At 60.9% G+C, this 19257-nt stretch carries 16 protein-coding genes; 5 read left to right on the top strand and 11 right to left on the bottom strand.

Annotated features, from left to right (window positions below; all coding sequences use genetic code 11):
* Positions 1 to 126 precede the first annotated feature (126 nt).
* A complete protein-coding gene (locus tag ACIQTS_RS05250) occupies positions 127 to 1479 on the top strand; it encodes a glycosyltransferase (RefSeq protein WP_402471842.1) in 1353 nt (450 codons plus the stop codon).
* A complete protein-coding gene (locus ACIQTS_RS05245) occupies positions 1476 to 1697 on the top strand; it encodes a hypothetical protein (protein ID WP_286172179.1) in 222 nt (73 codons plus the stop codon). The genes ACIQTS_RS05250 and ACIQTS_RS05245 overlap by 4 nt, the downstream gene beginning before the upstream one ends.
* Here the strand turns inward: ACIQTS_RS05245 and ACIQTS_RS05240 are convergent.
* Positions 1659 to 2354: an EAL domain-containing protein gene (locus ACIQTS_RS05240; protein ID WP_402471839.1), complete on the bottom strand. Its 696-nt coding sequence runs from the start codon at positions 2352 to 2354 to the stop codon at positions 1659 to 1661. The two genes, ACIQTS_RS05245 and ACIQTS_RS05240, sit on opposite strands and share 39 nt — an antisense overlap.
* 223 nt (positions 2355 to 2577) lie before the next feature.
* On the opposite strand from ACIQTS_RS05240, the gene ACIQTS_RS05235 reads away from it, so the two are divergent.
* Positions 2578 to 3525, top strand: coding sequence for a GGDEF domain-containing protein (locus ACIQTS_RS05235; RefSeq protein ID WP_402471836.1), 948 nt, complete (start codon positions 2578 to 2580; stop codon positions 3523 to 3525).
* A 10-nt stretch (positions 3526 to 3535) separates the two neighbouring features.
* Here the strand turns inward: ACIQTS_RS05235 and ACIQTS_RS05230 are convergent, their stop codons facing one another.
* The 4 genes from ACIQTS_RS05230 to ACIQTS_RS05215 form a co-directional block, all read right to left on the bottom strand.
* Entirely contained in the window at positions 3536 to 5026 is a 1491-nt protein-coding gene (locus tag ACIQTS_RS05230; protein ID WP_402471834.1) for a SulP family inorganic anion transporter, read from the bottom strand.
* A gap of 798 nt (positions 5027 to 5824) precedes the next feature.
* Positions 5825 to 6283 (bottom strand): hypothetical protein, encoded by a 459-nt coding sequence (locus ACIQTS_RS05225; protein WP_133833883.1) that lies wholly within the window; start codon positions 6281 to 6283, stop codon positions 5825 to 5827.
* Positions 6271 to 6933, bottom strand: a complete 663-nt coding sequence (locus ACIQTS_RS05220; protein WP_402471832.1) for a hypothetical protein — start codon at positions 6931 to 6933, stop codon at positions 6271 to 6273. The genes ACIQTS_RS05225 and ACIQTS_RS05220 overlap by 13 nt, the downstream gene beginning before the upstream one ends.
* 1235 nt (positions 6934 to 8168) lie before the next feature.
* On the bottom strand, positions 8169 to 9587 hold the full coding sequence (locus ACIQTS_RS05215; RefSeq protein WP_402471829.1) for an MFS transporter: 1419 nt from the start codon (positions 9585 to 9587) through the stop codon (positions 8169 to 8171).
* Positions 9588 to 9654: 67 nt separating this feature from the next.
* Here ACIQTS_RS05215 and ACIQTS_RS05210 point away from each other — a divergent pair, with 67 nt between their 5' ends.
* Entirely contained in the window at positions 9655 to 10092 is a 438-nt protein-coding gene (locus ACIQTS_RS05210; RefSeq protein ID WP_402471827.1) for a MarR family winged helix-turn-helix transcriptional regulator, read from the top strand.
* A 259-nt stretch (positions 10093 to 10351) separates the two neighbouring features.
* Complete coding sequence (locus ACIQTS_RS05205; RefSeq protein WP_332594560.1) at positions 10352 to 11515, top strand: glycerate kinase; 1164 nt, start codon at positions 10352 to 10354, stop codon at positions 11513 to 11515.
* An 18-nt stretch (positions 11516 to 11533) separates the two neighbouring features.
* On the opposite strand, the gene ACIQTS_RS05200 is transcribed toward ACIQTS_RS05205, so the two are convergent.
* From ACIQTS_RS05200 to ACIQTS_RS05175, 6 genes are all read right to left on the bottom strand, one after another.
* Positions 11534 to 12205 carry a GntR family transcriptional regulator gene (locus ACIQTS_RS05200; RefSeq protein ID WP_402471825.1) on the bottom strand — a complete coding sequence of 224 codons (672 nt, stop codon included), beginning with the start codon at positions 12203 to 12205 and terminating at the stop codon, positions 11534 to 11536.
* Entirely contained in the window at positions 12198 to 13826 is a 1629-nt protein-coding gene (locus ACIQTS_RS05195) for an FAD-dependent monooxygenase (protein ID WP_402471823.1), read from the bottom strand. Before ACIQTS_RS05195 ends, ACIQTS_RS05200 begins: the two co-directional genes overlap by 8 nt.
* Before the next feature lie 50 nt (positions 13827 to 13876).
* Positions 13877 to 14767, bottom strand: coding sequence for a fumarylacetoacetate hydrolase family protein (locus ACIQTS_RS05190; protein WP_402471821.1), 891 nt, complete (start codon positions 14765 to 14767; stop codon positions 13877 to 13879).
* A 20-nt stretch (positions 14768 to 14787) separates the two neighbouring features.
* Positions 14788 to 15672, bottom strand: coding sequence for a VOC family protein (locus tag ACIQTS_RS05185; RefSeq protein WP_105656469.1), 885 nt, complete (start codon positions 15670 to 15672; stop codon positions 14788 to 14790).
* 147 nt (positions 15673 to 15819) lie between these two features.
* Entirely contained in the window at positions 15820 to 17190 is a 1371-nt protein-coding gene (locus ACIQTS_RS05180) for a carboxylesterase family protein (protein ID WP_402471817.1), read from the bottom strand.
* 2 nt (positions 17191 to 17192) lie between these two features.
* Positions 17193 to 19175, bottom strand: a complete 1983-nt coding sequence (locus ACIQTS_RS05175; protein ID WP_402471815.1) for a flavin-containing monooxygenase — start codon at positions 19173 to 19175, stop codon at positions 17193 to 17195.
* Between the last annotated feature and the right edge of the window lie 82 nt (positions 19176 to 19257).

The following is a 19257-nucleotide window of genomic DNA, read 5'->3' as shown; positions in this document are numbered from 1 at the left end:
GGGGTTGCCAAGGAATCCGAACGTGAATGGGGCGCGTACTTGCAGAAACATTTCAGCCGCTTAGTGGGCATCGCTGTCATTTTGATCGTCGTTCTCGCGGCCTCGCTCTTGGCCTGGGCGTTAAGCATGAGCGGGAAGCCTGCGCTGATGTGGAACCCGATCGAGGTCCATATCGGAAAACTCTGGACTACTTTCTACAGCACCGAGCTGCCGGATCTGTCCATCCTCGCTTTCGCCGTCGCCGCAGCGGTCATCCTGGTGCTGCTGGTGGTCCTGGGCGAACGCTTTGTCACCTGGCGCTATCGCCGGACGCCGATCCAGAAATCGAGCCGGCCGCTGGCGCCCAAGGCGGTGATGGCCCGGACGCGGGGCATCTACGCCGGGCCGGTGACCGTGACCGTGCTGATCCCGGCGCACAATGAAGAAGCCTCCCTGCCGTACACCCTGAAAGCACTGGAAGAGCAGAGCTTTGCTCCCTCGCGCATCATCGTGGTTGCCGACAACTGCACCGACCGGACCGTGCAAGTTGCCCGCGAGCACGGGGTCGAGGTGTTCGAATCGGTGGAGAACAAGCACAAGAAGGGCGGCGCGCTGAACCAGGCGCTGCACTCGATCCTGCCCGGGATGGGCGATAACGACTGCGTCATGGTGATGGATGCCGACAGCCAGATCGGCGCGGACTTCCTGGCAACCGCCCGGGACCGCTTCACCTGGGACCGCGCGCTGATGTCCGTGGGCGGGCTGTTCCACGGAGAAGAGGGCCATGGGCTGATCGGCCAGTTCCAGCGCAATGAGTACACCCGCTACCAACGCGAAATCGGCCGTCGCGACGGCCGGGTCTTCGTGCTGACCGGAACGGCCTCGGTGTTCCGCGCGACGGCCCTGCGCGAAGTGGCTGCGGCACGCGGGAGCATGCTGCCGGGCACCTTCGGCGAGGTCTACGACACGGCGGCTTTGACCGAAGACAACGAACTGACCATTGCGCTGAAAACCCTCGGCGCGCTGACCACATCGCCGCAGGACTGCACGGTGGTCACCGAGCTGATGCCCAACTGGAAGATGCTGTGGGCGCAGCGGCTGCGCTGGCAGCGCGGCGCCTTGGAGAATCTGGGCGCGTACGGAGTCACCCCGCAGACCTCGCGGTACTGGGCCCAGCAGATCGGCATCGGCTACGGCGTGATCGCGCTGTTCAGCTATTTCGCGCTGATGATCATCATGCTGGTCTCCATGGACACCTGGGTGTGGTTCCCCTTCTGGATGCTGCTTGGAGCGCTCTTCGCTGTCGAGCGCGTGGTTACGGTCTGGCACGGCGGCTGGAAAGCCAGGATCATCGCCGCGCTGGTGATTCCGGAATTGGTCTATGACGCCTTCCTGGACCTTGCGTTCCTCAAGGGCGTGGGGGATATTGCCTTTGCCCGGAGCGCGGATTGGAAGCACGTCGACCACGCGGGCGCCGCACGGAAGGAAAGCACCTCATGATGAATCACCTCGTCCAGATTCCACGTGGAATCATTCTTCCCGAAAGCGTTCTGCTCAGTGATTGGTTCGCGGTGCTCGCTTCGTTCGTCGCGATCAACACCGTGCTCTATCTGGTCCTGGGACTGGCCAAGCTGCTGCCGGTGATCCGGATCCGCAGTTCGCGGGGACGGGAACGGCGCTCAGAAACCCGGAATATCGATCCCGAGGCGTCCGTGTAGCTCATGCATCGCAGCTGGCAACCCCGCAAGCTCTATGCCCGGGCTGAAATAGAAGCCCTGCGCATAGTCGAAGTCCAGCTTCCGGGCCAGATCCAGATGTTCACCGGTTTCGATCCCCTCGACCAGGGTCCTGGCACCGATCTCGCGGGCAGCGGCCAGCAGGATGCCAACGTGTTCGCGAGCCTGCGTCGATGCCAGGTAGTGGATGAAAAGCGAACGGTCCAGCTTCACGATGTGCGGCTTCAGCCGGAGTATGCGCCCCCGCGTTGCGTAGCCGATGCCGGCATCGTCAACCAGCAGCAGGCAGCCGAGCTCATCTGCATGGATGCGGGCCGCATCGCAAACTTCCGGCGCGGACTGCTCGTGCAGTTCCAGGCCCCAGAGCAGCCGGGGATCGAGTGCCGGCCCTGCGTGCGCGAACGCCCTGATCGCTGGACCCGAAGCATTCATGGTGAGCAGCAGCCCCTCGGGCAGGCCTTGGCTGGATTCGACGATGCGCTCCAGGGCGCGAAGCTCCAGTTCAACCAGGTTGCCTTCGGCGCGGGCTGCGGAGAAATGCTCGTCAGGGCTGCGCCCGTCGCTGAAGCGCGCCAGTGCCTCGAAACCCAGCAGCGTTGTGGAACGCAGGTTGATCAGTGGCTGGAATACGAACTTCATGGACTACCTAACCTGGCGGTATGGGTTGGCAACTGGTCGCTGATTAGGCTGTTGCTACGAATGAGATCTTACCGCGCCGTTGGCCTGGAACACGCGGTTAAGATGAATTTAAGAGAAAGCGGGTGATGGCATGCCGAGGACAATGGACCGGCGGTCAAACGACGATGGAATTTGGTGGAGCCGGTTCCTTCCAGCCAGGCTCCGCCGCATCAAGCGATTGGAAGTGGCTGTCACCGGGATGGTGGGAGTTTTCCTGCTGCTTTTCTATGTGGTCAACCTGGGCAATGATTTCAGCTCTCCGCTCTTCCAGAAGCTGGCGGTAGCCAGGGTTGCCGGGGCGCTGGGGCTGGTGATCGCCGTGTGGGGGATGCTGGATCGTTTTCCGTTGTGGATCGCCTATCTCGGGGCCTTGGCCGAACTCTCGGCCTTCGTTGTCTTTGTGGGATTTTCGGTCAACCATGAGCAGATCGTGTTCAGGCTCCAGGAATTTCCGCTCATCGCACTGTACATGTCGTGGCTCTTTCCACCGGCTATCACCCGGTGGACCATCTACCCGATCATGGCTTTCACGATTCCCTACTCGGTGTTCTTCGGCCCTGCTGTGGGCACCGAGCACCAAAGCGGGCTGTTGAACGTGCTGAGCTTGGTGTTCTTCACCGTCGCCGGGATGTTCGTCGGCCTCTACGTCAAGCGCCGGTTCCGCCAGCAAACCCAGATCGACGCATTGACCGGGGCCTTGAACCGCGTCGGGCTGGCCGTGCGCGGCGATGCCGCCTTGCTCTCCTCCCGGAAATACCGCAGGCCCCTGGCTGTGGCGCTGCTGGACCTGGACGGATTCAAGGAGATCAACGACCAAGGCGGCCACGAAGCCGGGGATCTTGCCTTGAAGCAACTGGTACGGCATCTGCGCAGTGCCACGCGGGCAGGGGACCTGGTCAGCCGCTTGGGCGGCGATGAATTCGTGCTGGTCTTCCCAAATACGACCCGTGGCCAGGCTCAGGTGCTGATGGAGCGCATCGAGTGTTCATCGCCGCTGGCGTGGAGCTTCGGAACGGCAGAAGCCCGCACGGATGACAACTTGAGCACGATGATTCTCCGGGCCGACCGGGACATGTACTCCTCCAAGCGCCTGCGGACGGCCGAACGCGGGAAGAGCGCGGAGGGAAACTGAGCTCCGTGCCCTAGTTCAGCTTTCCGCCCAGGCGGTCCTGCATCTTCTGGCTGGCCTCGTTCAGGCCGCGGATTTCCACGGTTTTCCCGTAGTTCTGGTACTTGGCGCGGATCGAATCCAGGGCGGCGATGGTCGAGGCGTCCCACAGGTGTGAATCGGACATGTCGATGATGACCTTCTCGGGGTCCTGCGCGTAGTCGAACTGGGTGTACAGGTCGTTCGAGGAGGCGAAGAACAGTTCGCCGTTGACCTTGTACACGGCGGCATCCGGGGTTGAGCTGCGATCCACGGTGACCATATGCGCCACGCGATTGGCGAAAAGCACCATCGCCGAGAGGATGCCCGCCCCCACGCCGATGGCCAGGTTGCTGGTGATCACGGTGAGCGCCACGGTGATGGCCATGACGAAGGTTTCGCTCTTGGGCATCATCTTCAGCGTGCTCGGTCGGATGGAATGCCAGTCGAAGGTGGTCGCCGAAACCACGATCATCACCGCCACCAGGGCCGCCATCGGAATCTGCGCGACAATGTCGCCGAGCAGCACCGCCAGCAGCAGCATGAAGACGCCGGCGAAGGCGGTGGAAATGCGGGTGCGCCCGCCGGAGACCTTCACACCCACCATGGTCTGGCCGATCATCGCGCAACCGCAGATGCCGCCGAAGAAGCCGGTGACGATATTCGCTGTGCCCTGTGCCCAGGACTCGCGGGTCTTGCTTGACGGGGTATCGGTGATGTCATCGACCAGCTTGGCGGTCAGCAGCGATTCGAGCAGCCCCACGAAGGCCACCGCGATCGCGTAGGGCGCGATGATCTGCAGGGTCTCCAGGTCCAGCGGCACCCCGGGCAGGTGGAAGATCGGCAGCGAATCAGGCAGTTCGCCCTTGCCGCCCACGGTCGGAACGGCGACCTTGGCAAAGATGGTGATCGCGGTGAGCACCACGATGGCGATCAGCGGAGCCGGAACCGCCTTGGTGATCTTCGGGAAGAAGCAGACGATGGCCACGCCCAGGATCACCAGCGGGTAGACCATCCACGGGACATTGCGCAGCTCGGGCATCTGCGCCCAGAAAATCGAGATGGCCAGGCCGTTGACGAAGCCGATCATCACCTGGCGCGGGATGAAGCGCAGCAGCTTGGCCACGCCCAGCAGGGCCAGTGATACCTGGATGATGCCGGCCAAGACCACCGTGGCGAAGAGGTATTCCACCCCGTGGGTGCGCACCAGCGGTGCGACCACCAGAGCCACCGCGCCGGCAGCTGCCGAAATCATCGCCGGGCGCCCGCCGGTGATCGCGATGACCACCGACATCGTGAAGGACGCGAAGATGCCCACGCGCGGGTCGACTCCGGCGATCACGGTGAAGGCGATGACCTCGGGGATCAGTGCCAGGGAGACTACCAGGCCGGCGAGCAGCTCTGTCTTGAGCAATCGCGGGGACTTCAGGGTGCGCAGCACCGACTGTCGTTGCAGGGGCGTCAGTTCAGCGGTCGCGGTACTCACCGGGGCTCCGTTTCGTCAGATGTCCCAGGGAAGGGAAAATGGGAACCCGTCTACGTTATCGCACCTATGCCCGATTGGGCTCAGGGCTGCAGATCGGACGCAGGCGCTGACCGTCATTCGGGAGGTACGCGCTCGCCGGTTGGGAGAATGAACAGATTGCTCAACAGTCAGAGCCCAGGCCTGGTACTCTCCACGAGGTCTTTACTGAGAAAGCACCGTTTCCTGCCAAATTACGCTGCGGAGCCAATCAATCCACGGTGGGTTGTGGTTACGACTACTGAATGTTCCTATCGACGAGATTTCCATTCCGCTGTCGAAGTTTCGTGGTGACAAGCGGTGCATGCTCGAATCCACATGGAGGAAGGTCGGTACTTTGTTCGCACGGATTTCATCAGTGCTGTGCGGTCCTGCGAATCGTTACTTTGGTGCCGGTGAGGGGTGAATATCAAAACTGCCGTCACAACCCTGCTGTGGGTCTAAGTCGGAGAAATTGAAGCGCACGGTAGGCACAGCCGACTTATTTAACTGCTGAACCAGATCGTATGGCCTCCATCGGCATGCCACATGACCGGAGGCCAAATGCAGTGTCTGAATCACCATATTGAATTGTAGGCTCGATGGCTCGTCTGCTGGTCTGACAGTCGGTTGCATGAGCAATGCTGAAAATTTCAGCGATGTTCGGTACGGGTCAACCTGTCTCCTTTGGTGCGGTCATCATCACGCTGAGAAGCCACGCCTGGTTTGCCCCCTTTTCACGTTCGGCAACTTCACATACTGGCGTAAGGAACTGGATGCTTATCACAAAAGCTCGCCGACACCGCGAAGGTTTATTTCACCGAGGCTGACTCTGTGCAGATATTGACCCGGTGCTTCTTGCTCAGCGGTGTCCCGACTGCAATATAGGCCTGTAGGCTGTGGGGACTCCATGATTCCGAAGATTGGATTCCCATCGCCATCCTCGTCGTACGGCAATAAAGTAGTATGCGTGAGATACAGAATGCCGCCCCCTGTCAGTTCCATGCCTTCAGTATTCTGGACCTTCCGAGCTTCCCAGCTGACTTGAGTTTCTGGGTACTTTTCCTGAATCTCATAGCATTCACGCTCACTGGCCACGATCGCAATTATTGGCTCTATGTGTTCTAGATCTGGAAACGGGCTGGGTTGTTTACCGTAGACAACGAAAACCATCAGTTCCTCTGAATATTTCGATCTAAGACGATTCTTGATTTTTGTCAGGATATTGCTTAGAGGCGGCATCGAACCCCCTTCCGCACAGGAGCATAAGCATCAGCATAGTAAGTCTTGCCATTGTAGACAATTGTTCCGAGGGTGCGACCTGACCAAGTGGTCGTTTTTGCAGATTTACATGTCAGCGCGTGATTTGTCTGCTGGAAGACAGTCGGGTAGTAGGTGCCATTATGTTTACCAGCTTTTATCTTTTGGGCTGGCTGGCCAATCGCGCGACCACCCTTGACCCACCACGCAAGCCGCTTAAAACGTGCCTGGGAAGAATGGTGGATCGCAGTGACTTTCTTGGTGCAATAGGTAGTGGATTTGAAGCCACCCGTCTCGTACTTCCCGGATTTTCTGGTGTGAAAACCTTCGGCCACGATCTTGCAAGGCCCATAGTTAACCTTTGCCATGGTCCCCACGTTGAATCCCGCTTGACGCAGTTCATCCATCATGTTCATTTTGGCCACTGCTTCGGCAGGTGATGCCGCTTCAATGTAGTTGGATTCTGCAGAGGTCTTTTCGGAGAAAAAATCTTTCGTTGAAAGGGCGTATTCCGAGGACTGCTGCAACGTGTAGGTTTCGCCAACCGGAGTTTCAACAGCTTGCGCCGTCCCTGGCGATACAGTCACCAAAGACAATGCAAGGGGTAATGCGACAAAGGAAAATTTCATCATTATGGCTTAAGTTGAATATTAAACATTTAGATATGAATGGGACGTTTTTATTATCGATAGTAGTGCAACCGATTTTCGAGAATCTACCATTGGTCCAAGTCCGCACATGGAATTTAGGTTCCACGGCCGCGGGGTGCGGTTATTAGGAACTTTGGCCATTTTGATACCCCTGGTAGCCCTGATCGCAACTCTCCTTCCATGCCGTAATCATGATGCCCAAATTCTCCTTCGCACGGTCGATGCCGTTGGTTACGAGATCTTGGGCCGCGCCTTCGTATTTCTCGATGGTTAGACATAAGGTTCTGCTTACAAGGAGCCCATAACCGTCAGCCGGAGCTGCGATATAGGAGTCAAGCGAAATTAATAGTCACAATTCAGTCACTCCGGATGTTTTTAAGCCCGACGTTAATGCATATAGGACAGGCTCGACTTAGCCCCTCAGCCGACCGATTCACATCGGGGTCACTAAATCAGGTCGCAGATGGCACCTAGATCGTAAGACTTGTGGACGGACCAGGCTGTTGCCGAGGACCGCGGATAAAAGTATTGAGAAATTCAGGACATGATAGCCCCAGGGGGCGAATCGGGGTTAGATTCACGAACGACTTTCAATGCCAAAATGTATACCCTTTTCGATATGTCCATCCATGAAAGCGTGTGTGAGCGGAGCCAAAAGTTGCAGGTGAGCGAGCTGCGATCGACCGGAACAAGTGTTTGCCGAACGTGGGGTATCGTCATGGTAAGTAGTGCCTCCGAGGTGGAACAAGGGCAAGGCGCTATTGAGGCCAGAGGGCGGGTCGTTGATCCAATCTGTTCAATAAAGGGCGAGTAGCTCTGTAGGGCAACTCACTTAAAGTGGGCACCCAACTACCCGACTATCCGCCGGCCGGTTAAAATCGTAACCCCGGCGAATTGCTTTGCCGGGGTTACTCGATCATCACTCGCACCTTCATGAGGTATTTACCACTGTAGGGTGCAAAGCTATGCCGGCGCTGAGCGCCAACTGCAGGTTTGGGGAATTGCTTCAACTCCATGAGGGCGGGCCGCACGGCCGGCGGACTGCTGGACACGAGCAAAAAGGTTTTGGATACAGAAACTGGCACTGTCGCAAGACCGACAGTGCCAGTTTCTACGTCATCACTCGCACCTTCATGAGGTACTTAATACTCTAAGTTGGCATTCTGTGGATGCGGTAAGCATGCACTGCGCGTAGGCCATGGATCCCTGGAGGTGAACTAGATCTTCTCCGGGGCGGGCTTGGCCAGTGCCGGGATGCACAGGGCGATCAACCCCGCCAGCAAGGAGATTCCCGCACCGAGCCACAGGGTCATGTGGAACCCGGCTTCGGAGGGCAGCACCGTGCCGTGGAAGTCGGTGGTCATCTGGGCCAAAACCAGGCCAATCACTGCCGCACCCGAGGTGGTACCCAGCGAACGCATCAGGGTGTTGAAGCCGTTGGCGGCACCGGTTTCGCTGCGTGGCACTGCGCCCATGACGATGGCTGGCATTGCGCCGTAGGCCAGGGCCACGCCAGAGTTGATGACCAGGCTGGTGATCAGCAGGCCCCAGAGGCTGCCCATGCCAATCTGGCCTACCGCGTAGCCAGCGGACATGATGAAAATACCCAGCACCAGGGTGAACTTTGGGCCCTTGGCGCTGGTCAGTCGACCGCCCACAGGGGAGAGGAAGAGCATCATCAGGCCGGCTGGAGCCATCCAGAGGCCGGCGGCCAGTACGCCCTGCCCCAGTCCGTAGCCTGCCTCGGTAGGCATCTGCAGGATCTGCGGCATCACCAGCGAGCTGGAATACATGCCGAAGCCCACGAAGATCGAGGCGATATTGGTCAACAGCACCCGGGGTATTGCGGCGGTGCGCAGGTCCACCAGCGGTGCACTGGTGCGTAGTTCCCATACTCCCCACAGCAGGAAGACGATGACCGCGCCGATCAGCAGGCTCAGTACCAGCGGGGAAGCCCAGCCCCAGGTGGAGCCCTTGGAAACGCCGAGCATCAGGGCGATCAAGCCGATGGCCAGGCCGATGGCACCAAGCCAATCGAAGCGGGTTTTCGCGCCGATGGTTGAAATTGCCGGAATGAACTTCAAGATCAGTGCGGCCACCACAACGGTAATCGCCGAACCGAAGAAGAACAGCACGCGCCAGGAAGAGAACTCGATCAGCGCTGCGGAGAGCGGCAGGCCGATCGCACCGCCCACACCAAGGGTGGCTGAAACCGTGGCGATGGCTGCCGGCAGATGCGCCTTATCCACGAGGTCGCGCAACATTGCGATACCCAGAGGGATCATGCCTGAACCAAAGCCTTGCAAGGCCCGGCCGATGATCATGACGGTGACATTTGGTGCCAGGGCACAGATGATTCCACCGAGGATCAGCGGGATGGCCAGGATCAGGATCATTCGGCGTTTGCCGAACATATCACCGAGACGACCGGAAATCGGCATCACTACGGCAGCTGCCAGCAGGGTCGCGGTAATGATCCATGCGGTGTTATCCGGTGAGGTGCTGAAGATTCCAGGCAGCTGGGGGATCAGTGGGGCAACCATCGTCTGGGTGAGCGATGAGGCGATGCCTGCCGTGGCGAGGATGCCGACGGCGAGTCCGGATTTCTGATGTCCGGTGGGGGTGGGGTTGGGCACAAGAGCCTTCCGGGATAAATGTGTAAGCTACATACTGTATGTATTTTACACATTGGAGAAGTTCGGAATGAAGCGCCATCTGGAACAGATCGAATACGAGCAGCTCATGCTCAGCCGCTACACCATCGCGCAGCAGCGCCAGTTCGGTGGTGTCGATCGCAGCGTGTACCTGCTGATGAGTCGCATTCAGGCCCAGGGTCCGCTGAGTATCGCGGAACTAAGCCACGGGCTGAGGCTGGACAACTCCACCCTGCAACGCCAGGTAACCCATGGAATCGACGATGGCTACCTAGAACGCATCGCAGATCCCGCTGGCCATATTGCGCGTAAGATCACGCTGACCGACCTGGGGTTGGCGAAGCTGGAGCATGCCCGCGAAGTAACCCTCCATGCCCTGGATCGAATCCTGAATGAGTGGGAGGCTGAGGACGTTGAGCAGTTCGCCGGCTACCTGCAGCGCTTCAACGCTTCCATCGAGGAGTACCGCGACTCCCAGCGGGACTAATCACGAACTTGGTTAAAGAAAGATTCCCGCCGGGCAATATCCGACGGGAATCCTTATGATCATCACTCGCACCTTCAAGAGGTGCTTTAAACTCTAATGCCGCTTTCTGTGCCATTCCTTTGGCAGAGCTAGCTATTAGCGATGCACTTGAAAAGCATCTGCGAGCCAGACAAATGCACATAAGCAGGCCCCGAACTTCGCTCGAACTACAGTCAAAAGACCATAGGTGCAGGTGTCAAGAGTGCCTAGGCTGATGGGTATGACTTCAACCCAGCATTCGATGCCCTGCAAGGTGGCCATTGTGCCCGACTCCTTCAAGGGAAGTGCCCGCGCCAGCGGGGTAGCTGCGGCCTTGGCACGAGGCTTCAGCAAGGGTGCGGCTAGCCGGTCGCGGGCGGTCGAGATTACCGCGGTGCCCTTCGCCGACGGCGGCGAGGGAACCCTTGAAGCGTTGATCGACACCTGGGGGACCGAGGCGATCGCACTGGAGACCACCGACGCCTTGGGGCGCCCGGTCACCTCCCGGCTGGGGCTTTCGGCCGACGGGAAAATCGCGGTGGTGGAAGCGGCCGAAGCAGCCGGGTTGCCGCAGGTGAGCGACGTGCCACGGCAACCACTGGATGCCACTACCTATGGGTTGGGCACACTGGTATCTCACGCGCTGGACCTAGGGGTCGCCCGGATCATCCTGTGCCTAGGCGGTTCAGCAACCACCGATGGCGGAACGGGTTTGCTCAGCGCACTGGGCGCAAAATTCTTGGACGCCAACGGGGAGCAGCTTCCCGCAGGGGGCGGGGCACTGAACCAGCTGTCGCGGATCGACGTTTCGCAGCTGGATGCCCGGGCCGGGCAGGTTAACTGGCAAATCGCCTGCGATGTCACCAACCCGCTACTGGGCGCCAAGGGTGCGGCTGCGATCTTCGGTCCGCAAAAGGGCGCCAGTGAAAATGATGTCCAGATTCTGGATCAGGGGTTGGCGCAACTGGCCGATGTTTTGGAAGCCAATACCGGCCGGGCACTGCGTGAGCAGCCGGGCATGGGGGCTGCCGGCGGGATTGCGGTGAGCCTAGGGTCCTACTTCGAGGTGGAGCTGGTGCCGGGCTGGGATTTGGTGGCCAAGGTACTTGGTGCCCATGAAATTCTGGCCGACGCTGACCTGGTGATCACCGGTGAAGGCCGGCTGGATGCGCAATCCTTGGACGGCAAGGTAGTTTCCGGGGTGTTGCAGGCTGCCGGTGAACAGGCCGAGGTGATCGTGGTGGCCGGTTCGGTGCAGCTGTCCGATGAGCAGCTGGAGGCCTCGGGAATCCTGGCCGCGTACTCGATTGCGCCAGGTCCGGCCACGCTGGCAGAACTTTCAGCAGACACCATGGAGCTAGCCGAGCGCACAGCTTTCAGCGTGGCCCGAACCTTCCTGCGCTAGACGTTAGGTCGCTGGGCGCTAGAAAATATCCAGCTTGAGCAGGCCGGCATCCAGAATAATCTTGGCCGAAGCCTCATAGTGGGTTCGCAAGTGCGCAGCCAAGGCAGGCGCATCGCGATCAAGTGCCGCCTGCAGCAGGGCCTCATGCTCGGCCTCAACATTTCGGTGCGTGGCACCCTGCGAAGCGGCCGCCCAACGCCGGTAGAGCAAGGTGGAATTGGCCAGGTTGGACGACAGCTCAAGGATCGGCGGGCAGGCGCATGGAGCCAGCAGCAGCTGATGGAAATCGCGGTGCGCCTTACCCCATTCAGGGGTGAACTGCTCCGGGTTTTCTAGTTGCCGCCGCGGAGCCTTGGACAGCCTGTAATGCGTGGCAATCAGCGCGGACTCCCACTCCAGATCCCCGCGGGCGATGGCTAGGTTGACCGCCAACTCCTCGGTGACACAGCGCAGCTCAGTCTGATCCTGCAACTGCTGCAGGTTCAGCTCCGGTACGAAAAATCCGCGGTTGGGGATCGCCGCCACCAAACCCTCACCGGAAAGCCGGGTGAGAGATTCGCGGATAACGGTGGTGCTGGTGGAAAAACGCTGGGCCAGATGCGGGGGAGCCAGGCGCTCGCCGGGCATCCACGCGCCATCGAGGATGGCTTCGCGGATGCCGGACAGGGCAGCTTCTGCTGGCCTAGCCACGAGTTCCTTGCTTGGCGGCACCGAAGGTGCGCAGCACGGTGGCCTTGGCGCTGAGCGCCTCCAGAAGTTGGTCGACCTCGCGTGCTGGTGCAATGCCTGCTACATAGTAGTCTGGACGCACCAGCAGTACGGTACCGGTGGCGGTATCGAAGATCCGGTTGATGTCCTTGGCCCCCACGCTATCGCCGTCCTGATTGGTGAAGACCAGCTGGGATCCGGCAGCCACCTCAATGGTGTTCCAACCGGCCGACAGCAGCTCGTCGAGCATCACAGTGGCGCCATTGACCTCAAGGTTTGGCTGCGGAAGCATGCGACCGGCAAAGTTCTGGGCCAGGTGCGGAACCCCGGAAACCGGTGCGGCGACGGTGCCGGTGGTGTAGTGAGGCTGCTTGAGGAAGCGCATGCCGGTTAGCCAGCGGTTCAGCGGTGGGATGATGCGGGTGCTGGTGACCACGGCATCGCGCACGCGGGTGATCACCGGGTTGGTGTTCATCACTACCCAGCCGATGCGCTTGGAAAGCTTGACCATTTCCTCGGCATGCGGGCGACGCTCGGTTTCGTAGTCATCGATGAGCATTTCGTTGGCTTCACCCTTGATGACCGCGGCCAGGCGCCAGGCAGCACCCACGGCGTCGCGGATGCCGGCGTTCAGCCCCTGCCCGGCGAAGGGCGGCATCAGGTGCGCGGCGTCGCCGGCCAACAGGATGCGTCCCTTGCGGTAGGTGTCGGCGATGCGCTGGTGTGCGGTGTAGACCGCGGCGCGGCGTACGGAGACCACGTTGGTGTCCTGGAATGGTGCGACCAGGGCGGTGATGGATTCGGGGGTGATCATCGCGTCGCCATCTTCGTGATCGAAGAGCATGAATTCATAGCGGCGGCGGCCACCGACCCCGGGGACCACTACGGCCGGGCGCTGCCCGTTGCAGTGGAAGGAAGCGAAAGGTTCGGGGTTGCCGGGCACATCGAGCAGATCCACCACGATCCAGCGTTCGGTCTGGGTGGAACCCTGCAGCCCGATGCCCAGTTCGCGGCGGGTGAAGGAGCGACCGCCGTCGCAGGCAAGTACCCATTTGGCTTTGAACTCGAGGGCGGTTTCTTCGCCTTCTGCTACTGCGTAGGGGTTCTGCCCGGTGTCTGCTGCCTTGGAGCCGTTGAATCCCGTGGTGGCTTCGCCGGTGCGGGTGGCGTGCACGATCACGTGGTCGGCATGCTGTTCGATCCTGGTGGCCGCGGTGGCGTAGTGCAGATCCAGGTTCTGCCGCAAGGTGGCGGCCTCGTAGAGCAGGCCTTCCATGATTGGCTGGTCGAACTGGCTCTTGCCGGGCAGGCCTAGGCGGGGTGTGCCGGGGCGAACGTCGGCAATGACCTTGCCGCCCAGGCCGAAGTAGCGGGCACCGGTGTCCATGAGCATCTGCGGTCCCAGCTCATCCATGATTCCCAGGTGCGCCATGACGCGCAGGGTTTCATCGGTGGCGCTGATGGCACGTGGCTCATCGCCACTGCCCGGGTTCTTTTCGATCAATGCAACCTGCAGGCCGGTATCTGCCAGCAGGTTGGCGGCGGTCAGGCCGGTGGGACCCGAGCCGATGACCAGGACGTCGATTTCATGAGACTGTGCCACTGCCCGCTACTTCCTTTGTGCTTCGTGTATTATCAGTGCGCGGCTGCGCGTCAGGCGGTGGCGCCGGCGGTCGCCTGTGCGCCGGCCAGCAGCGAAGCCTCATCGGCGACGGTGTTGCGCAGGATGCCCAGGCCGGTGATCTCGACCTCGACGACGTCGCCGTGGTTGATCAGGCCCTCTGGACCGTAGAACAGGCCCACTCCGCCCGGGGTGCCGGTGACGATCACGTCGCCCGGGTTCAGCTGGGTGAAGCCGGTGACGTAGTTGATCAGGGTCGGGATGTCGAAGACCAGGTTGGATACCGGGGCGTTCTGGCGCACTTCGCCGTTTACGCGGGTTTCCAGTACGGCGGTGGTGATGTCGCCCAGATCGGCTGCAGGAACCAGGTACGGTCCGAAGCCGCCGGTGCCCGGGAAGTTCTTGCCCGGGATCCACTGGCTGGCGGCCTTCTGCCAGTCGCGCACCGAGAAGTCGTTGTAGCAGGCGTAGCCGGCGATGTGGTCCCAGGCGTCTTCCTTCTCCACGTGGAAGGCTTCCTTGGAGATGACCAGGGCCATTTCGCCCTCGTAGTCGAACTTGGTGGTGGAAGTCGGCTTGACCGCAGGAGCCAGGTGGCCCATCTGCGAGTCGGCGAAGCGGGTGAAGACGGTCGGTGCGGTCTGCCCGGTCTTGCCCGACTCTTCCTGGTGGGCCAGGTAGTTCACGCCGATGCAGATGATCTTGCCCGGGTTGGTCACCGAGGGCAGGAAGTCGATCTCGGCCTCGGCAATGGTTGGCGCGCCGGACAGGTCCAGCTGGGTGCCGAAGATGCCCTTTTCGATGGCGTCGCGGGTGTTGGCGGCCAGGTTCTTGCCGGTGGGGCCCAGATCGTAGACGGTGCCGTCGATGGACACGCCCCAGGTTTCGGTGCCGTCAGCTGCCTTGAAGGATACGTACTGCATGGTGGTGCCTTTCGGGTGTTCTAGATGAAGGTTTTCAGTTCGGTGACAGTGGGAATGCCGAAGGTGCGGAAGTCCTCGGTGCGGCGGTTGGACCACATGTTCCACCAGTTCTCGTCTTCGCCCCAGACAATGGGATCGCGCTCATCGTCGTAGATCTGCTCCAAATCGGTGTAGAGCTCCACGACCGCGCCGGAGGTTTCCACGTAGTAGGCGGCGATATTGTGGCCGGCGCCGTGGCGGACCGGGCCCCAGATCAGTTCGCGGCCGGCCGCGCCCAGGCGGTCGCCGAGCTTGGCGAGGTCGCCGATCGACTGGACCTGCCAGGCATGGTGGTGGAAGGTGCCCTGGCCCTTGATCAGCGCGATGCCGTGGTGATCCGGGTTGCAGCGCATGAAGTAGGCGAAGTCATCCCCGATGACATCAGAGAGGCGGAAGTCGAAGATCCGGCGCAAAAATTCCATCATGCCGCGCACGTCGCGCGGGTGGAAGTTGATGTGGCCGTAGCGGTCCGGGCCGAAGGAAAGCAGGCCGCGGTCGTTGTGCTGCATGCCGGTGTAGACCTCGAAGATCCAGCCTTCGGGGCCGATGAACGAGAAGCCGTCCTGCACGCCGGCGGAGACCGGGGTTTCGGAGACGATTCTGAAGTTCTCGTTGGCTACGCGCTTGCGGATCTCGCGCAGCGCGTCGCCGTTCTGCGCGATCAGGCCCAGGGAGTGGATGCCGTTGACTTCGGACTCGACGTAGGTCAGCTCGTGGTGCACTGAGTTCGCTGCGAGGTAGGCCTCGTTGCCGGTGCGCTCGGTGACGCGCAGGCCGAGCAGCTGCGTGGCGTCGAAGATGGATCCTTCGATGTCATTGGTCTGGATGGACACGTGGCCCATTTCCCTGATTAATCCCCAAGCCATGGTGGATCCCTTCTGTAGCCGATAAAAATATTGTGATCTAAATAATTAGATTATTTGCATTAAGTTAGATTGTCCAGTGTTTTCGGAAAAAGACTCGCGCGCCTGCCCGAGCAGACCTGCTGGTCCGCAAGAATAGGCGCGCAAAGACTAGGCCAAAACCGGTCGCCTGGTGCTGAACGGACGCTGAATTTCTCGCTTGATCAGGCCTGTTTCATCCAGTGCTGTCAGCGATTGAGCACCCGTCTGGTGCACCGCAAGAGCGTTATTATCGCTGGTAGCTGCGGTTCCCAGGCGGATAAATGACCCTAGGGCATCACCCAGAACCTTCGCCGTTTGCTCGAAGAGCTCATCGGCCACGCCATCGAGCATCGGGGCATCCTGCCAGCGCTCACGGTTGCCAAAGAGGAACGGCAGCTCTAAGCAGTGGGCCGAACCAGCGTGAGGCAACGGGGAGCGAACTTCGAAGCCCAGGAGCTGCACCTGGATGCCGGCAGCGGCTGCCGCATCGGCCAATTCCACGGCATAGAGTTGAATCTGGTGCAGGCTCATCGCCCTAACCATGAGTGACTTGGCCGTTGCTTGCGGTTCTGCGGCAATCAGTGCGTCGAAGACTTCTTGCGGTTCATTGAAGTTCCCTGCAATAAACCCGCGCACACTATCGAGGGTGAATGCCTGCTCGGGGGCCATGCCAATGAAGGCACTTGCCTCATCGGCGGTGTAGGACAGCAATAGCTGCTTCACATGCAGGCGTTCGACTGCCCGCGCGGTATCAAAAAGATCCGCCGGAACGGACTCATCGGCACTCGGGTAGAGGCCCAAGCCGCGCCCGGCCCAAGCCTGGGCCAGTGCTGTGCCGGCAGCCAATAGCTGCTCGGTGCTTGCCTCGGCCAAGGCGGTGCCATTAAGCGCTTGGGCCATCACCGCATTGCGTTCCTGCGCCTGGGTTTCACCCATCGGCGGCTGGAAGGACAGCGAACCAACGTAGAGCCTGTTGAACAGTCCACGGGCTGCCTCAAGCTGGGCCAATGCGAAGGCCCAGAAGGCACCTGCGGACTGGCCTGCCAGGGTGACTTCCTGCGGGTTGCCACCGAGTTCAGCAATATTGCGCTGTACCCATGCGAGGGCCAAGATCAGTTCTTCGGGCGGCGTATTCCCGCCGCCCACCTGCTGGTTGTGGGCCAGCAATCCGATGCGGTAGTTGACCACGGCCACCACGCAGTTCTGCTTCTCCGCAAAGTCCTGCGCGTCGTACCAGCGCACGGTGCCGGCGCCGGAAACGAATCCGCCGCCGGGAAGGAAAACCATCACCGGAAGGTCCTTGGCATCCTGCGGAGCAAAGACTGCAACCTGGAAAGCATCCTCGGACTGGGGCAGTTCCTGCAGTGCAGGACCTAGCAACCAATCCAGGGAACCTGGGGTCTGCGGGAAAATTGCCGGCTGCGCTGCGGTGAGTCCGGTGGCTTCACTGAGCTTGCCGAAGCGCCCGGCGCTGCGCTGCGCGTAGCTGTAAACCCCCATGCCTAGCGGATTTCCGTGTACTGCGACTGGTCGACCGCGCGGGTGATGTTCCAGTACTCGACGATCGGGTAAGGCCAGATCTGCGAGACGCGGCCGAACTTGTTCTTGTACCAGGTGTGCACCTCGGGGTGGCCCCAGGCCTTCTGCGCGTTGGCGGCATCGAGATCCGCCACGAACGCGTCGAGCACCTCCTGCTTCAGGTCCAGTGCCTTGATGTCCTTGTCGAGCACGATGTTCAGTGCGTCCAGGATGTAGGTCAGGCCGTACTCGATCATCGAGAACAGCGAGCCGTTGACCACATGCCCGGTATTCGGTCCGGAAACGATGAACAGGTTCGGGAAGCCGGGCACTGTGGCCCCGGCATAGGCGGTGGCGTTGCCGCCCCAGTATTCGTGGATGTCCTTGCCCTCGCGGCCGGTGATGCGCAGCGGCTCGAGGAATTCGGAAGCCTGGAAGCCGGTGGCGTAGATGATGACGTCCAGCTCGTGCAGGGTGCCGTCGCCATCGATGATCCCGGCCTCGGTCATTTCGCTCATGCCCGAGGTGACCAGGGTGGTCTGCGGCTTCTTCAGGCTCTTGGCCCACACGCCGTTATCGCGCAGCATGCGCTTGCCGCCCACGATGTAGTCCGGGGTGACCTTGGCCAGCAAGTCCGGGCGATCGGCGTACTGCTCCTTGAGCATCTCGGTCAGCTGCTGGCGCACGCGCTCGTTGACCGCGGACACTGAACCGTCCTTGGTCCAGTTAGGATCCGCGGCGGTGGTGTGCTGGCGGCCCTCGACGCCCAGCCAGTGCTGCCAGAAGCGCAGCCACTGGCCGTACTGCGGCAGGTGCTCGACCAGCCAGGTCACCGATTCGGGCATGTCCTCGTAGTAGAACGGGGTAGGCAACATCCAAGGGGAGGAGCGCTGGAAGATCTTGAGCTCTTCGACCTCATCCACGATGGCTGGGACGATCTGGTAGGCGCTGGCGCCGGTGCCGATGACGGCAACCTTCTTGCCCTTCAAATCGATGCCCGGCTTCCATTCGCCCGAATGCACGTGGACGCCGGCGAACGTGTCGTGGCCCGGGGTATCGGGGAACTTCGGGCGGTCCAGCTGGCCGACGGCGGTCAGGACGGCATTGAAGCGGCGTTCCTGGACTTCGCCGCCGTCCACGATCATGGACAGCACCCAGCGTCCGTCTTCTTCATCCCAGGTAGCCGAAAGCACCTCGGTGCCCATCTGGATGTTCTGCGTGATGCCGCCGCGTTCCGCGACGTCGCGGGTGTATTTGTGGATCTCGGGGCCTTCGGAGAACTGCTGGGGCCAGTCATCGCGCTGCGCGAAGGAAAATGAATAGGCGTAGTTGGGGGTATCGAGGCGCACGCCGGGGTAGGTGTTCTTCCACCAGGTACCGCCGACTTCGTGGCCCTTCTCGAAGACGGTGTAGTCCAGGCCGGCCTGCTTCAGCCGGTAAGCGGCGGCCATGCCGGCCACGCCCGAGCCGATGACTGCCACGGTGAAGTCGCGGGTGGGAGCAACCTGTTCCTTGGTGAAGGCCGGTGCGCCGCTCACTTCGGGAACCAATGCCATGTCGTGCTTGAGCATCTGGTGGTAATCGGTGGTGGCCTGGTTGGTGATCCAGTCCAGGATCGTGGTGGCCTGCTCGTCGTCCAGGGTCTCCACCGAGGTGATTTTTTCATCGCGGATCCGGCGCAGTGCTTGGAAGGCCAATTCGCGGGCCGCTTCCTGAGCTGCGGCGTCCATGCCACCGTGCGGTTGACCCACGGTGTCAACCGGCGGCTGCGGTGGACGCAGCTCATCACGAAGGATCGTGTAATCGCCGGTTGCCGCGGCCAGGGCCACCATCAGTGGCGGCAGGTCGGTGCTTGCAACGATCTTGCGCAGCTGCTCGTCGCTTTCGGTGATAGCAGAGTAGTTTGCGCGCCAGTACAGGTCATCTACCTGTTTGGTGGCGGCGGTCTCGATCAGTGATTCGCTCATTGGTTACTCCTAGCAAGTCTTTTCGGGCCGTGCGCGACAGGGTCTGGCAGGCGCGTGATGTAACCAGTGTCACCTCTTGGTT

The organism is Glutamicibacter sp. NPDC090743 (assembly GCF_044769125.1).
In the GTDB taxonomy this organism is placed as follows: domain Bacteria; phylum Actinomycetota; class Actinomycetes; order Actinomycetales; family Micrococcaceae; genus Glutamicibacter.
The sequence above is the reverse complement of the archived record's forward strand: the minus strand, read 5'-3'. Positions and strand labels throughout refer to the sequence as shown.